At 71.5% G+C, this 14,621-nt stretch carries 15 protein-coding genes; 5 read left to right on the forward strand and 10 right to left on the reverse strand.

The window, feature by feature from the left end; genetic code table 11:
* The 8 genes from OJ997_RS31495 to OJ997_RS31530 form a co-directional block, all read right to left on the reverse strand.
* A partial coding sequence (locus OJ997_RS31495; RefSeq protein ID WP_270029342.1) for an AAA family ATPase occupies positions 1-1,584 on the reverse strand: 1,584 nt, incomplete at its 3' end.
* Positions 1,584-2,243, reverse strand: a complete 660-nt coding sequence (locus tag OJ997_RS31500) for a ribonuclease III family protein (protein ID WP_270029343.1) — start codon at positions 2,241-2,243, stop codon at positions 1,584-1,586. The genes OJ997_RS31495 and OJ997_RS31500, both read right to left, overlap by 1 nt.
* A 22-nt stretch (positions 2,244-2,265) precedes the next feature.
* The gene (locus tag OJ997_RS31505) at positions 2,266-2,514 is read right to left on the reverse strand and encodes an acyl carrier protein (RefSeq protein WP_270029344.1); all 249 of its coding nucleotides are present in this window, start codon (positions 2,512-2,514) and stop codon (positions 2,266-2,268) included.
* Positions 2,511-3,557 carry a phosphate acyltransferase PlsX gene (gene plsX, locus OJ997_RS31510; RefSeq protein ID WP_308213595.1) on the reverse strand — a complete coding sequence of 349 codons (1,047 nt, stop codon included), beginning with the start codon at positions 3,555-3,557 and terminating at the stop codon, positions 2,511-2,513. The genes OJ997_RS31505 and plsX overlap by 4 nt, the downstream gene beginning before the upstream one ends.
* Positions 3,538-3,741 (reverse strand): 50S ribosomal protein L32, encoded by a 204-nt coding sequence (rpmF, locus tag OJ997_RS31515; RefSeq protein WP_270029345.1) that lies wholly within the window; start codon positions 3,739-3,741, stop codon positions 3,538-3,540. Before rpmF ends, plsX begins: the two co-directional genes overlap by 20 nt.
* 24 nt (positions 3,742-3,765) lie before the next feature.
* Positions 3,766-4,281 (reverse strand): YceD family protein, encoded by a 516-nt coding sequence (locus OJ997_RS31520; RefSeq protein ID WP_270029346.1) that lies wholly within the window; start codon positions 4,279-4,281, stop codon positions 3,766-3,768.
* A 5-nt stretch (positions 4,282-4,286) separates the two neighbouring features.
* On the reverse strand, positions 4,287-5,897 hold the full coding sequence (locus OJ997_RS31525) for an AMP-binding protein (RefSeq protein WP_270029347.1): 1,611 nt from the start codon (positions 5,895-5,897) through the stop codon (positions 4,287-4,289).
* 9 nt (positions 5,898-5,906) lie between these two features.
* Positions 5,907-6,749: a hypothetical protein gene (locus OJ997_RS31530; protein ID WP_270029348.1), complete on the reverse strand. Its 843-nt coding sequence runs from the start codon at positions 6,747-6,749 to the stop codon at positions 5,907-5,909.
* Positions 6,750-6,847: 98 nt separating this feature from the next.
* On the opposite strand from OJ997_RS31530, the gene OJ997_RS31535 reads away from it, so the two are divergent.
* The 3 genes from OJ997_RS31535 (at position 6,848) to OJ997_RS31550 (ending at position 9,396) form a co-directional block, all read left to right on the forward strand.
* On the forward strand, positions 6,848-7,117 hold the full coding sequence (locus tag OJ997_RS31535) for an acylphosphatase (protein WP_270029349.1): 270 nt from the start codon (positions 6,848-6,850) through the stop codon (positions 7,115-7,117).
* A gap of 186 nt (positions 7,118-7,303) precedes the next feature.
* Positions 7,304-8,038, forward strand: a complete 735-nt coding sequence (locus tag OJ997_RS38200) for a fibronectin type III domain-containing protein (protein ID WP_372517959.1) — start codon at positions 7,304-7,306, stop codon at positions 8,036-8,038.
* Positions 8,039-8,103: 65 nt separating this feature from the next.
* Positions 8,104-9,396, forward strand: coding sequence for a DUF2130 domain-containing protein (locus OJ997_RS31550; protein ID WP_270029352.1), 1,293 nt, complete (start codon positions 8,104-8,106; stop codon positions 9,394-9,396).
* 80 nt (positions 9,397-9,476) lie between these two features.
* Here the strand turns inward: OJ997_RS31550 and OJ997_RS31555 are convergent, their stop codons facing one another.
* Positions 9,477-10,316 (reverse strand): arylamine N-acetyltransferase family protein, encoded by an 840-nt coding sequence (locus OJ997_RS31555; RefSeq protein ID WP_270029353.1) that lies wholly within the window; start codon positions 10,314-10,316, stop codon positions 9,477-9,479.
* A 151-nt stretch (positions 10,317-10,467) separates the two neighbouring features.
* On the opposite strand from OJ997_RS31555, the gene OJ997_RS31560 reads away from it, so the two are divergent.
* Both OJ997_RS31560 and OJ997_RS31565 read left to right on the forward strand, forming a co-directional pair.
* Positions 10,468-12,861, forward strand: coding sequence for a hypothetical protein (locus OJ997_RS31560; protein WP_270029354.1), 2,394 nt, complete (start codon positions 10,468-10,470; stop codon positions 12,859-12,861).
* 60 nt (positions 12,862-12,921) lie between these two features.
* The gene (locus tag OJ997_RS31565; protein WP_270029355.1) at positions 12,922-13,242 is read left to right on the forward strand and encodes an antibiotic biosynthesis monooxygenase family protein; all 321 of its coding nucleotides are present in this window, start codon (positions 12,922-12,924) and stop codon (positions 13,240-13,242) included.
* On the opposite strand, the gene OJ997_RS31570 is transcribed toward OJ997_RS31565, so the two are convergent.
* On the reverse strand, positions 13,239-14,396 hold the full coding sequence (locus tag OJ997_RS31570) for a hypothetical protein (protein ID WP_270029356.1): 1,158 nt from the start codon (positions 14,394-14,396) through the stop codon (positions 13,239-13,241). The genes OJ997_RS31565 and OJ997_RS31570 overlap by 4 nt on opposite strands.
* Positions 14,397-14,621: the final 225 nt, after the last annotated feature.

Raw genomic sequence — 14,621 nt, forward strand, 5'->3', positions numbered from 1 at the left:
GGCCGACGTGGCCGCGGGCGCCGAGGGCGCGCCGGAGGCGGCGGGCGCCCCGCCGGCGAAGTCGCCGGGCGCGAACCCCTCGGGCACGATCAGCGCGGCCGCGCCGTCCTTGCCGCCCTTGGAGAGCAGCTTCGCGCCCGACTCGAGATCCAGCGCCACGCCGGCACGCAACCGCGGGCCGAGCGCGGCCGACAGCGCCAGCTCGTAGCCCGGCGCCGCCGTCAGGGTGTCCGCCAACGCCTTCGCGCCGCCCGGGGCGCCCGCGTTCACGCGCAGGTACTGGTTGACCTTGGCCAGCTCGGCGCCGATCCGGGCCGACTCGCGGCGCGCCTTCTCGGCGGCGACATCCAGCTCACGACGAGCGCGGCGGGCGGCCTCCGACGCCGCTTCGCCCTCGGAACGGCGCGCGGCCGCGGCCTGGGCGACCGCCGTCTTCTCGGCCAACCGCTGGGTTGCGGCCTCGCGGCCCGCTTCCAACTCGGCCAGCTCGCGCTCGAGCCGGACGCGATGGTCCTCGGCGAGGCTCGACAGCTCCGCCTGCAGGGCGGCGATGCGCTCCTCGGAGCCGTCGTCGCCGGTGTCGGCCTCGATCTCGGCCCGCAGCGCGGCAATGCCGCCCTCGCGGCGCTTGCCGCGCTCTTCCAGCTCGCCGATGAGGCGCAGCGCGGCGTCCAAGCGCATGCCGACCCGCTCGCCGGACGACCGTGCCGAGTAGAACCGCGAGGACAGCGTCTCGCGCTCGCTGCCGCGCGAGGACAGCTTCTCCTCGGCCTGCTGGCGCCGCGCACCGACGGCCTTGTACTCCTCCTCGGCGGCCGCGGCGGCCGCGCGGGCCTCCCCCACGAACTGCTCCGCCTCGGCCAGGCCGGAGCGGGCGCCGCGCGCGTTGTCGCGCGCCAGCGTCCAGCGGGCCTCGTCGCTCTGGCGCTCGATCCGCTCGTGCAGCTCGGCCGCCTCGGCCTGGCGCTTCAAGGGCTTCAGGCGGGAGCGGGCCTCGCGCTCGACGTCCAGCGACCGGTCCAGGTTGTCCTGCGTGCGCTCGAGCTTGAGCTGAGCCTTGCGGCGGCGCTTGCGGTGCTTGCCGAGGCCGGCGGCCTCCTCGATCAGCATCCGCCGGTCCTTGGGCTTGGACGTGACGATCTCCATCACGCGCCCCTGGGAGACGACGGAGTGCATCTCCTTGCCCATGCCGGTGTCCGAGAGGATCTCGATGACGTCCGTCAACCGGCACTTGGCGCCGTTGATCCGGTACTCGCCGTCGCCGGCCCGGTTCAGCCGCCGGGTGATCGAGATCTCGCCCGCGGGCAGATCCACGCGCCCCGACGCGTTGTCGAGGACGACCTCGACCTCGGCCTCCGAGCGCGACTTGACCCCGTGCGCGCCGGCGAAGATGACGTCCTGCATCGACTGGCCGCGCACCGCCACCGGCGACTGCTCGCCGAGCGCCCACAGCACCGCGTCCGTGATGTTCGACTTGCCGGAGCCGTTCGGCCCCACGATCACCGACACCCCGGGCGCGAAGGTCAGCCGCGTCCGGTCCGGGAACGACTTGAAGCCCCGCAGGGTGATCGAGCTCAGGTGCACTAGGCCCCGCCCATCGACTCCAGCGCAGACTCCGCCGCCGCCTGCTCCGCGTCCTTCTTGGAGCGGCCGGACCCGCGGGCGAGCTCGTGGCCGTCAACCATCGCGGCCACCTCGAAGGTCCGCTCGTGCGGCGGCCCCTCCTCGGAGGCGACCTCGTAGACCACGACCGTGCCGCGGCGCGCGAGCTGCTCCTGCAGGGCGCTCTTGAAGTCGGCCGGATGCGCCAGCGCCCGCTCGATCTCCGGCTGGAAGGCCTCGACGACCGCCTCGGAGACCTGCTCGTAGCCGAACTCGAGGTAGCACGCCCCGATCACGGCCTCGATCACCGACGCCAGCACGCGCTCCGTGCGGGCGAGCTGCTCCGTGGCCGGCCCGGTGAACTCCGGCGGCGCGGCGTTCATCAGCCGCTCCGGGATGCCCAGCCGCTCCGCCACGTCCCGGCAGGAGCGGCCACTCACCGCCTGCGCGCGCACCTTCGTGAGCCGGCCCGCGCCGTAGGCGTCGGGCTCCAGCCGCGGGTACAGGTGCGTCGTGACCGCGAGGCCGAGCACCGAGTCGCCGAGGAACGCGAGCCGCTCGTAGGAGTCGGCGCGCTTGTCCGTCCATGACGAGTGCGTCACCGACTGCCGCGCGAGGTCGGGCGGGAGCGCCTCGAGCATGTCGTGGAGCTTGCGCAGCGGCTTAAGCGGGTTCGTTGGCCAAGACGAAGTCGATGGCCTGGCGCACGGTGTGGATGCGCGCGGCCTCCTCGTCGGACATCTTCACGCCGTACGAGTCTTCGAGCTCTTGCACGAGCGTGTAGAGGTCCAGCGAGTCCGCCGACAGGTCCTCGCGGAAGTGCGTGTTTTCCGTGATGGTCGCCGGGTCTTCGAGCTGGAGCTCGTCGGCCAGGTGCTCGCGGATCAAAGTGAGGACTTGCTCGCGGGTCATGATTCGTCCGGCAAGCTAGCGACCGCTTCGGACGCTGTGGTGCGCAAAGCCCCGGCTTCGGCCAGCCGGGCGTAGGTCCGGCCGGCGACGTCTTCCCGCACGCTGCGGGCGGCGACCTCGATCGCGCGGGTGAACCCGCGCGCGCCGAAGGACCCGTGCGGAACCACGCCGACGTGCCGCAGCCCGAGCAGCACCGCGCCGCCCTGCTCCTCGGGATCGATCTCGCCGCGGAGTCCGCGCAGCGCCGGTTTCAGCAGCAAACCGCCCACTTTCGAGCGCCACGAGGACATCGCGGCCGACCGGACGGCGCCGAGCAGCGCGGCGCTCGTGCCCTCCATCACCTTCAACGCCACGTTGCCGGTGAAGCCGTCGGCGACGATCACGTCGGCCTCGCCGCTGCCGATCGCGAACCCCTCGACGTTGCCGACGAAGTTCAGGCCCGCGGAGGACGCCAGCGCGCTGTGCGCACCCACGATGATCTCGGTGCCCTTGTTGGGCTCGGTCCCGTTGGCGAGCAACGCGACGCGCGGGGCCGACACCCCGTGCACCGCCTCCATGAACGCCGCGCCCATGTGGGCGAACTGGACGAGCATCTCGGGCCGGACCTCGACGTTCGCGCCCGCGTCGAGCAGCAGGAACGGCTTGCCGGGGACCGGGATGATGATCGCGAGCGCGGGGCGGTGGACGCCCGGGACGCGCTTGAAGCCGAACAGCGAGGCGGCGAGTGCCGCTCCCGTGGACCCACCGCTGACGAGTGCCTGCGCGTCGCCGTCCTTGACAGCCGCGACGGCGCGGACGATCGAGGCGTCGGGCGTGCGGCGCACGGCCCGGGCGGGATCGGGGTCCTTGGCGATGGACACGGGCGCGTCCACCACGGAGACATGCGACGGAACCGGCCCGATCTCGGCGGCCGGGCCGAAGAGGATCACGCGCACGCCCTGCGCGAGCGCTGCGCCGCGGGCAACTTCAGCGGGGCCGAGATCGGCCCCGTTGACATCTACCGCGACAGTGACGGGCGTGGTGCTAGTGCTCGTGATCGTGATCGTGCGCGTCGTGCACGTGCACGACTTCGCGACCGCCGTAGAACCCGCAGTTCCCGCACACACGGTGCGGACGGCGAGGCTGTCGGCACTGCGGGCAGTCGTTGACCGCGGGCGCCGTGATCTTGTGTTGCGCCCGACGCTGCGAGGTGCGCGCGTGCGACTGCTTCTGCTTAGGGACGGCCATGACGGCGGGGAAGGATAGCGACTGCTAGTCGAATTTCAGCTCGGAGAGCTTCGACCAGCGCGGGTCGGGCTCCGCCTCGTGCGCGTGATCGGGGTCCTCGTTGAGGTTCGCGCCGCACTTCGGGCACAGCCCGGCGCAGTCCGGCCGGCACTTGATCTGGGCCGGCAGCGCCAGCGCGAGCGCGTCCCGCGCCCAGGCCGCGACCTCCAGGAACTCCCCCATGTAGGGCGAGAGCAGCTCCGCGTCGCCCGCTCCCGGCTGGTGGACCTCGTACGAGTCGACCGGGAACGTCGGCGTCGCGGGATCCAGGCAGCGCATGCAGGGCCCGTTGACCGTGGCCTCGAAGCGCAGCCGCATCGCCCAGCCCTCACCGGTGGTGCGGGAGACGTCCAGGCGCACCGGGGTCAGCTCCGGGTCGACGACGTACGTCGAGCCGCCGTACTCGAAGGGCTCGACGTGGACCTCGAGATCCACGCGCCGGCCTTCGCCGGAGGTGAGCCCGAGCCGCCCGATGTCAAAGGAATCCGTGCGCTGCGCCATGCCTCTTACGATAGTTCTCGCTTGAGGACCTTCCCCGTGGAGGTGCGCGGGAGCTCGTCGACGAACTCGACGTCGCGCGGCTGCTTGTAGCCCGCGAGGTGCTCCTTGACGTATTTGCGGACCTCGTCCTCGCTGATCTCGCCGCGCTTGACGATCACGGCCTTCAGGCGCTGGCCGTACTGCTCGTCGTCCACGCCGAAGACCGCCGCCTCGACGATCGCCGCGTGGTTGTGCAGCAGATCCTCGACCTCGGCCGGGAAGACGTTCTCGCCGCCCGACACGATCATGTCGTCGTCGCGGCCGTCGATGAACAGGCGGCCCGCGTCGTCGAAGTGGCCGACGTCGCCGGAGGAGAGCAGCCCGTCGATCTCGTCCTTGTTGCCGCCGCCCGTGTAGCCCTCGAACTGGACGTCGTTGCCGACGAAGATCCGGCCCGGCTCACCGTCCGACACCGGGTTGCCGTCCTCGCCGTAGAGCTTCACGACGGACCCGCGCGGCGGGCGGCCGGCGGTCCCGGGGGCCTCGCGCAGGTCGCGGGGCGTCGCGATCGTCGCCCACGCCACCTCGGTCGAGCCGTAGAGGTTGTAGAGGTTCTCGCCGAAGTGGTCCATCCACTTGTTGGAGATCGCGCCCGGCAGCGCGGAGCCCGACACCGGCACGGCGCGCACGCGCGAGAGGTCGTAGCGGTCGAGCACCTCGTCGTCGAGCTCGAGGATGCGCTGGAGCATCACCGGCACGACGACCAGCGCCTGGCAGCCGTGCTGGGCGGTCAGCGACAGCGTCGCCTCCTCGTCGAACTTGCGCTGGAGGACGACCGTCGTGGCGAGGCTGATGCTCAACGCCCACTGCGCGAAGCCCCACGCGTGGAACAGCGGCGCGGCGATCATCGTCTTCTCGCGCGCCTTGAGCGGGATCACGCTCAGCAACGCCGCGATCGGGTCGATCGACTTCGGCATCGAGCGGCTCGCGCCCTTCGGCGTGCCCGTCGTCCCGGACGTGAGGATGATCGCGCGGCCCTGCTCCTTCGGCGCCTTCACCGCGGACGGGTCGCCGCGCTCGATCGCGTCCTCTAGCAGCGGGTCGTCGGTCTTGCCGTCGTGCCAGGCGACGTAGCGCTTGCGCCCCTTGCCCGCGTCCGCGAGGACCTCGCCGAACTCCTCGTCGTAGACGATCGCCTTCGGCTGCTCGCGCTTGGCCACGTCCGTCAGCTGCGGGCCGCTGAAGGCCGTGTTCATGAACAGCGCGTTGGCGCCGAGCTTCGAGCACGCGACCATCGCGTCGATCCAGCCGCGATGGTTGCGGCACATGATCGCGACGCCGTCACCCTCGCCGATCCCGTCCTTCGCGAGCGTGTGCGCGAGGGCGTTCGTGCGCTCGTCGACCTGCTTGAAGGTGAGCGTGCCGAGCTCGTCGACGATCGCGGGCTCGTTCGGGAACTTCTTGGCGGCGCCGATGTAGCCGGCCGCGGGCGTCGTGCCGTACTTGATGAGCGCGGCGACGGTGTGCCACAGATGGTCGGGCCGTTCGGGATGGACGATTCCCGCGCGGGTCAGCGTCACCAGCGTCTGGAGCTTGGTCTGGGCCTGGGTGGCGAGCTGGCTCGGCTTCGGGATCAAGGCGGTCTCCTATTTGGACGGCAGCCTCATACCCGCTGGCAGCGTTCCCGTGTCGATCAGCTTGTGGATCTCGGCGGCGCGCTTGGGGTTGAGGTACACGTGGCGCTGGCCGACCGAGGGCTTCTCGGCGAGCAGGCCCGCTTCCAGCAGCGCCTCCCCCACCTCCTGCGCAAGCGCGCGGTCGTTGCCCGCGAAGCCTCGCGCAAGGTGGGCGAACTCGGTGTGATATCCGCCCCACTTGCCCATGCCGTCGAGGCGCTGGAGGATGCGGCGGGCGGCGCGCGTCGCCGGGTCGGGGTCCTCGTGCGGGCGCGTGCCGGAATTGCCGGGGCCGAGCAGGGCGAGCACCGCGTCCTCGAGGTCGTCGTGGTTGCCGACCGGGTGGCCGCCGAGCCGGGCGACGGCCTCCGCGATCCGCAGCGGGTGGCGCGCGCCGATCGGCGGCTTGAGCGTGCCCGGCTCGATCACGCCGCGTGGGAGCGCGAGCGCGCGGGCCTTGAGGCGGTTGATGTCGGCCGCCTGCTCCTCGAACGCGAGCCCGACCAGCTCGGGGTCCAGCTCCGCGCCCGGGTACGAGAGGACGAGGAAGCCGCCGGGCAGCTCTCCCGCGAGGATGCGGATGTCCTCCGGCCCGCGCGGTGGGCCGGGCTCGGCGAGCTCGACGAGCGTGCCGACCACCGCCGCGACCAGCAGCCACTCGCGCTCGGGGACCGACTCGGGGTCGGCGCGCAGCGTGGCCGTGGCGGGCGTGGCGGCGAGCAGGCCGTCCGTGATCGCGATCTCAACTGGGTGCTCGACGCCCGAGCGGGGCTTGTGGAGCTCGTTGCGGCCCTTCTTGAGCGCGTCGCTCAAGACCTCCCTGAGGCGCGCATTTGCCGACGGTGGCGCTTTGGCCCCGCCGCAGGCATCGAGCTCGCCCTCGAGGGCTGTCATTTGTCTACCGTACTGGCATGGCACAGCGGCGCCGCGTGATTGCGCACGGTCACGTGCAAGGGGTCTTCTTCCGCGAGTCGACTCGGCGTGAGGCGGAGCGGCGGGATGTCGCCGGGTGGGCCGAGAATCGGGCCGACGGGACGGTCGAGGCGGTCTTCGAAGGCGCGCCCGATGCCGTCGACGCGCTGGTCGCGTTCGTGCGCGGCGGGCCGGGGCACGCGACCGTGGACTCGGTCGACGTGTCCGCCGAGGAGCCCGAGGGGCTCTCCGGCTTCTCCACCCGCTGAGCTTTCTCCGGGTCGCCTGCGTACACCCGCGCGGAAGCCACTCAGGAGGGAGCCGTACATGAAGCTCGTACTCGCGACGGTGGTCGCGTTGCTGTGCCTGCCCGCGTCCGCCCTGGCCGCGGCGCGTGACCGGACCCGCCGACCGTGCCGACCGGTCTGCGGGTCGTGGCGGTGAGCGAGGACTCGGTGACGCTGCGCTGGAACGCGTCCACCGACGACTCCGGCTCGATCCACCACTACGTCGTCAACGGCGTCCACCACCCCGGCACCAGCACGCAGAAGACGATCACGGGGTTGGTGCCGAGTTGGACGCAGAGCTACCGGGTGTCCGCGGCGGACGCGGCCGGGAACACGTCGGCGCTGTCCGCGCCGCTGACCGCGACGACAGCGCCGGATCTGACCGCGCCGACCGTGCCGGGCGGGTTGCGCGTGACCGCCACGACGCCGTCGAGCGTGTCCTTGGCGTGGAACGCGTCGTCCGATCGCTGGGCGCTCTGGTACGAGGTGCTGGTGGACGGGGCGGTCGCGCGCACGACCGGCGGGCTCACGGCGCGTCTCCGGCAGCTCATCCCGGGGACGCACGTGCTCGCCGTGCGGGCGCGGGACAGCGGCGGGAACGTGTCGGCGTCCAGCGCGGTGGTGACGGTCGTGCTGGCCGACACGGGGGACCGGATCGCGCCCAGCGCGCCGGCGGGGCTGACCGCGCCGACCTCGCCGATTTCTGCGGCAGCGTGCGGCTCCGCTGGGGCGAGGTGGGTGACGCCGCCGAGTACGAGCTCTTCCGCGACGGGGTGCTGTTCGACGTCGTGGGACCGGGCTCGACGGCGTTCGTCTACGCCGGCGACGGCACGAGCACGTGGACGGTCGTGGCGGTCGACGCGGCCGGGAACCGCTCAGCGCCGTCGAACGCCGCGACGGTGACCGTGGAGGCCGACGAGAACCTCTGCTGATTCCGTCGGGACCGGTGCGTAGCGTGGGTGGTTGCCATGGAAGCCGCCACCCCGCTCCGCCACCCTCGCGTCCACGTCCTGATGGGGCGTGTGATCCTCGAGAACGTGGTCGTGGACGATCCCGCGACGGCCGCGTACATCGACCGGCGGATCTCCGCGGGGGACGATCCGGTCGCCGTCGTCAACGACGCGATCGAGGTCGGCGCGCGGATCCTGGAGCGTGAGCAGTCCGCGGTGGACGCCGAGTTCGTCAAGAACGAGTTCGAGAAGGTCTCCCGCGAGGTGGAGACGGCGTTCACCGACAAGGCGCGCGTGGTCGCGGAGTTCTTCGGCACCAAGGTCGACGAGGTCTTCGGCGAGGAGAACGGGCACCTCGCCCGCGAGCTGCAGCGCCTGTTCGGCGAGGGCTCCACCGCCGCCGTCCAGCACCAGCTGCGTGAGGTCATGCGCGACCAGTCCGCGCGGATGCGCGAGGACCTGCTGCGCCAGTTCTCGAGTGCGGACGGGAACAACCCGCTGGCCGACTTCAAGGCCGCGCATCTGCGCACCGCGCGCGAGGCGGCCACCCGCCAGGAGGCCCAGCTCGAGGCCGTGCGCGAGCAGATGGTCGCCCTGAAGCTGGAGCTCGCGGGCCTGCGCTCCGAGCGCGAGAAGGCCGCCGAGGTCGCGGCCGAGCACGCGCGCGGCACCGCCAAGGGCCGGCCGTACGAGGAGGCCGTGGCCGACGCCGTGGACGCGATCGCCCGCGCGCAGGGCGACGACGCCGACGCGGTCGGCGACTTCCGCGGCGGCGGCGGCCGCAAGGGCGACGTGCTGGTGGACATCGACGGCTGCGCCGGCACGCCCCGTGGCCGGATCGTCTTCGAGGCCAAGAACTCGCGCCGCTCGCGCAAGGAGGCCTTGGGAGACCTGGAGGAGGCGATGGCCCAGCGCGCCGCCGACTACGGCGTCTGGGTGGTGCCGTCCGAGGAGCAGCTCCCGGCCCGCGTCGACGGTCTGCGCGAGGTGGGCGGCGACAAGATGTTCGTCGTCTACGACCCCGAGGACGGCTCGCGCCTGGCGCTCGAAGTCGCCTATTCGCTGGCCCGGGCCCGCGTGCTGATGGCCAAGGGCGGCGTCGAAGGGCTGGACGCGCCCGCCCTGCGCGCCGAGGTCGAACGCGCGCTGGGCGCGATGGACGACGTGCGCAAGATCAAGCTGCACCTGACGAACGCCGCCGGCGGCATCGAGCAGGCGCGCACCGTGCTGGACGGCATGGCCGAGCGCGTGCGGTCGCACCTGGCGCAGATCTCGACGCTGATCGAGGAAGCCGGCGAAAGCTCGCCCTAGGGGCTCGCCTTCGCTTGGAAGATCGCCCAGGGGGCGATCTTCCTGGGGCGCGCCGGGCTGCAAAGCTCGGCTTTGCCCGGTCAGACGTTCGGATGCGCGGCGCGGGCGCTCGACGCCGCGCCCGCGGGCGCGGTCCCCGCCAACCACGCGTCGTGCTGCGCAACGGCCTGGCTCCACAGGCGCGGCTCGCGCCGCGTGATGCCGAAGACGCCCGCCAGGACGTGGAAGAACTCGGTCTCGTCGGCCACCACGTGCTTGGTGTTGACGTCCGGCCCGACCACGGACAGCGTCCGCGCGCGGAGGGTCGTGATCCGGTCCACGCTCGGCTTCTGCACGACGAGCGTCTTCACGAACGGCGACTCGGGGCTGGTCGCGAGCCGCCGGTGGTGCGGCTCGAAGGCGGACACCGGCGACGGGTCCTCGTCCATCCGGAAGCCCGGGAACGTGACCCACTCGTGTGCGCCGATCCACCAGGTGCCGCAGGTCTCGAGCTCGATCGTCCACGCGAACGGCCCGACCTTCGCCACGCCCGGTTCCAGCGGGATCGGCTCCATGAAGCCTTCGCCGAGCCCGGAGTCGGCGATCCAGGGTGAGCCGTCCACGTCCACGACCAGCGCCATGTGGTTCGTCGGGCCCTCGCCGCCCACGACCGCCTGGTGGTACCGCAGCTCGAAACCGAGCTCGGTCAGCAGCCAGCCGAGCACGGTGTTGAGCTCGAAGCAGTAGCCGCCACGGCCGTCGTTCAGGAGCCGCGACACCAGCTCCGCCGGGGAAAGCGGGCCGGTCTCCCCCAGCTGGACGGCGAGGTCCTCGTACGGGATCGCTTCGAGGTAGGCGCGGTGCACGCGGAACAGCCCGTCGAGGTCCGGCGACACGTCCCTCGCGGAGAGTCCGATCCGTCGCAGCAGCGCCTCGACCACGTGGCCAACCCTACCGGTATGGACCGACGGGACGAACCGGTGCCACGAGCCTTCGACCGACCACCCAAAAACCTGCGCAAGCGCTTGGCGTTGACGCCTGCGTCCGGTTACTACAAGCCGGTCACCGAGGAAGAGAAGGGGTCAACGCATCTTGAGAGGGATTTCACCGCGGCGGCTGCGGCTGCTCGCGACCGCCTGCATGGCGGCACTGACGCTCACGGCGTCGCCGGCGCTCGCCGCCGACGCGGCCGACCCGTTGGAGGCGGGTCCGCTCGCGACCAAGAAGATCGACTATGAGGCCGGCAAGCTGGTCGTCACGCTGGCCGACGGGGTCAGCACCACGCAGATCCCGCTGCGCGGCTCGATCACGTACGCGCCGGAGAACGACTTCAGCCGCGTCGTCGCGTTCGTCCACGGCCGCCACGCCGCGTGCCTGGGCTCGCCGTCGCCGGGCCAGCAGGTCTGCGACGACCTGGTCGACGAGAACGGCACGCCCATCCAGACCGACGTCCGCTCCTACGGCGGCTACGACTACATGGCCAAGAACCTGGCCAGCCACGGCTACACGGTGATGAGCCTCGAGGCCAACACCACGAACTTCGACAACGGCTTCACCGACGGCGGCGCGCGCGTGCGCAGCCAGATCATCCAGGCCAACCTGGAGCTGCTGTGGCGCTGGAACAACGGCGCCGGCCCGTACGTCGCGGGCGAGCCCGACCACACGGTCGGCACCAAGCTCGTCGGCAAGCTCAACTTCGCCGAGGGCATCGGCCTGATGGGCCACTCGCGCGGCGGCGACGCCGTGACCGACTTCATCGGCTACACCCGCAACCTGTCGCCCCGCTCGGGCTTCCAGCGCTTCACGCTCGACGGCGTGCTCGCGCTCGCCCCGGTCAACTACACCGCGTACAAGATGCCGTACGGCACCAACTACGCCGTGCTGCTGCCCGCCTGCGACGGCGACGTCTCCACGCTCCAGGGCGCGCGCTTCTTCGAGAACGCCAAGTACCCGAACCTGACGACGCCGACCGCGGTCGACAACTTCGCCAAGGTCCAGTGGTACGTCCAGGGCACCAACCACAACTTCTTCAACACGGTCTGGACGCAGGACGACGCGTCCACGACGACCGACCCGGCCTGCTCGCGCCAGCAGCCGGCCACCACGGCGCGCCTGACGCCCGCCGACCAGCGCCGTGTCGGCGCGGCGCTGATGAACTCGTTCTTCCGCCGCTACATCGGCCAGGAGAAGGCGTTCGACCCGATCATGACCGGCGAGGTCACGCTGCCCGCGTCGGCCGCCCCGCTCACGAGCGGCAAGGGCCTCGAGCAGGAGGTCAAGACCTCCTACGTCGCGCCCGCCGCGCAGCGCTTCGACGTCCTGCGCCCGAACTCGATCCCGGACCCGCAGCCCGACCCGGCCACCGGCGCCACGCCGACCCCGGCCGACGCGACGCTGACCACGACGACCGCCAGCGGCGGCCCGATCAGCACGAGCGGCCTGACCGCGTTCGCGGTCTGCAACCCGAACGACATCGCCTGGCGTCAGGGCCCGACGTTCCCGACCGCCTACCCGGTCTGCCCGGAGGGCGCGACGAACCGCTCCAAGGGCAACCAGTTCACGGTCGCCTGGGACGGCCCCGGCGCGTACCTGCGTGCGTTCCTGGGTCGCGCGGCCGCTCCGGTCGACGTCTCCAAGTACGGCGTGCTGGACCTGCGCGCGGCGATGAACCGCGCCGATCCGCGCAACCCGGCGGGCGACGGCTACACGCCGAACCTCGTGACGCAGAACTTCGACGTCACGCTGATCGACGCCTCCGGCAAGCGCGTGAGCACGCGGGCGGCGAACTGGTCGACCGCGCTGCAGCCGTCGATCGGCAACCAGTTCCGCCACATCGTGCTCAACGGCATCCGGATCCCGCTGACCGCGTTCGCCGGCATCGACCTGACGAAGGTCACCGCCGTCGAGTTCGGCTTCTCCAGCCCCGCGCTGGGCTCGATCCAGCTCGCGGACGTGATGTTCCAGGAGACGGCGAAGAGCACTCCGGCGCCGAGCCCCGCCACCGAGGACGAGCCCGAGGCGCCCAAGCCTGACGGCCCGCCGTCGGCGCCGCCCGGCCCGATCGTCGACGCCCCGCCGGTCGCGACGACGCCGATCACGACCACGCTCGAGAGCCCGAAGGTCGTCTGCGTGGACACGGTCAAGCCGACCGCCAAGCTGGCGAAGGTCTCCCTCGCCCGCAAGGCCGTCCTGATCTCCGGCACCGCCGCCGACACCGGCTGCGGCGCCGCGATCCAGAGCACGCTCGTGGAGATCTACACCGCCGCCGGCAAGGGCAAGGCCCGCTTCGTGACCGTCAAGGGCACGCTCAGCAAGGCCCTGCCGCTCACGGGCGGCATCGCCATCACCGCGAAGGGCACGAGCGCCTGGAGCGTCAGCGTGGCCAAGGCCAAGCTGCCCAAGGGCACCTACCGCGTGCGCGTGTCGACCTTCGACAAGGCCGGCAACCTGAAGAAGCTCCCGCTGAAGACCGTCAAGGTCTCCTAGCCGGGACGAACCGGGGCGCGGCCGGTCGGGCCGCGCCCCGTTTCAGGCATCCTGCGAAAGATGGCGATCGCACGCATCTGGCGCGGGACCGTTCCGACGGAACGGGCTGACGAGTACGCGCAATACATGAACGAGACCGGCATAGAGGACATCCTCGGGACGGCCGGCAACCTCGGGGTGTTCCTGCTGCGCCGCGAAGAAGGCGAGGAAACGCATTTTCAGACGGTCTCCATCTGGGAAAGCGAGGACGTGATCGAGGCGTTCAGCGGCTCGTCGGACCGCACCGCCCGCCTCGAGCCCAAGGACGAGGAGTTCCTCATCCGGTCGGAGCCCGAGGCGGAGCACAACACGGTCGCGATGAGCAGCTTCTTCGCCGCCTAGAGCTCCGGGAAGGACAGGTCGAGGCTCAGCAGCGGCGTGCCGGCGGGCACCAGGTTGCCGAGCACCGGGCCGAGGAGGTTGTTCAGGCCGCCGCCGACGGTGACGTCGAGGTCCTTGATCGTGACCGTGCCGTCGGCGACGTTCAGATCGAGCTTGTCGGTGTCGATGTCACCGACCTTGACGCGGACGCCGTTGACGTTCGCGTACAGGCCGGCGTCGGTGCCGAGGACGATCTCCGGGTTCACCAGCGCGACCTGGGTGCCGAGGCCGGGAACGTCGAGGATGAGGCCGCCACCGAGCTTGATCGTGCCGGTGGGCGAGCCGCCCGCACCTGTGCCGAGGTCCACGTCGACGCCCTCGAGCGGGAGCACCGTCAGGTCGGGCTTGCCGTCGCCGTCGAGGTCGATCCCGTTCTCCGGGAGCAGCGGGCCGAGGATGCCGCCGCCCGGCAGCAGGTCGATGAAGCCGGGGTTGACGCTCACGGTGCCGCCGGGGTTGTCGCCCTGGCCGGGCGTGCCGGGGTTCGTGGAGCCGGGCGTGCCCGGCGTGCCGCCACCGCCGCCGCCGGCGCCACCGCCGCCCGTCGCGGCCGGCTGGATCAGCCGGACGTCGAGCGTGCCGAACTGGCTGAAGCGCTTGAGGACCTTCTTCTTCAGCGCGCGGTTGACGTAGTTCGCCCCGGCCTGGGTCAGCTTGAGCTTGTAGCCGGTGGTCTGCTGCACGTTGCCGGAGTCGGCGGCCTTGGTGGCGACGCCGGAGACCGTGAAGAACTTGATCCGCTCGTTGGCGATCAGCATCGACACGTAGCCGCTCTTGGGCGTGTCGAGCACGAGTCGCGGGTGCACGGCGGTCGCGGTGCGCTTGCCGCGCTTGAGCTTGAAGCCGGTGTTCTTGGCGTAGTAGGCGACGTCACCCTCGCGGGTGCCGAAGTCCCAGCGCGAGAGCGAGTACGGCATCGTCAGCTTGTTGCCGGATGCCTTCGCCGAGCCCGAGGCGGAGAACTTGAGCTTGTGCTTCTTGAACGTCTTGGCCTGTGAGGCGGCGACGGTCAAGGAGCTGGTCTCGCCCGTGGGGGCCTTGACGATCTCAGCGGAAGCGGTGCAGGGGAGGATCGCCCCGGCCGCGAGAGCGGCGGGGAAAAGCAGGCGGCGCATGATTAGGGCCTCCGAGTCAGCGGGTTACGGCATCGTGCGGTGCAGCCTCGGCGCCGTGAGCGGGATTCGCTGCGAAAAGCAGCGAAGCCGCCGTGAGGAGCGCGCCGAAAGCGCGGCTGCACAGGACACCAGTCCTTCCGAACTGGACGGCGTCCATGCCATTCGTCGAAGCGTCCAGACTGTCCATGGGGGCAACAACGACCCCGCCCCGCAGAACTTGCGGTC

The sequence above is a fragment of the Solirubrobacter phytolaccae genome (genome assembly GCF_027587195.1).
In the GTDB taxonomy this organism is placed as follows: domain Bacteria; phylum Actinomycetota; class Thermoleophilia; order Solirubrobacterales; family Solirubrobacteraceae; genus Solirubrobacter; species Solirubrobacter phytolaccae.

Coding starts and splice junctions, on each gene's coding strand:
- OJ997_RS31500 (WP_270029343.1), bottom strand. CDS start 2,243: ATGCTCGAGGCGCTCCCGCCCGACCTCGCGCGGCAGTCGGTGACGCAC.
- OJ997_RS31505 (WP_270029344.1), bottom strand. CDS start 2,514: ATGACCCGCGAGCAAGTCCTCACTTTGATCCGCGAGCACCTGGCCGAC.
- rpmF (WP_270029345.1), bottom strand. CDS start 3,741: ATGGCCGTCCCTAAGCAGAAGCAGTCGCACGCGCGCACCTCGCAGCGT.
- OJ997_RS31520 (WP_270029346.1), bottom strand. CDS start 4,281: ATGGCGCAGCGCACGGATTCCTTTGACATCGGGCGGCTCGGGCTCACC.
- OJ997_RS31535 (WP_270029349.1), top strand. CDS start 6,848: ATGGCACAGCGGCGCCGCGTGATTGCGCACGGTCACGTGCAAGGGGTC.
- OJ997_RS31550 (WP_270029352.1), top strand. CDS start 8,104: ATGGAAGCCGCCACCCCGCTCCGCCACCCTCGCGTCCACGTCCTGATG.
- OJ997_RS31565 (WP_270029355.1), top strand. CDS start 12,922: ATGGCGATCGCACGCATCTGGCGCGGGACCGTTCCGACGGAACGGGCT.
- OJ997_RS31570 (WP_270029356.1), bottom strand. CDS start 14,396: ATGCGCCGCCTGCTTTTCCCCGCCGCTCTCGCGGCCGGGGCGATCCTC.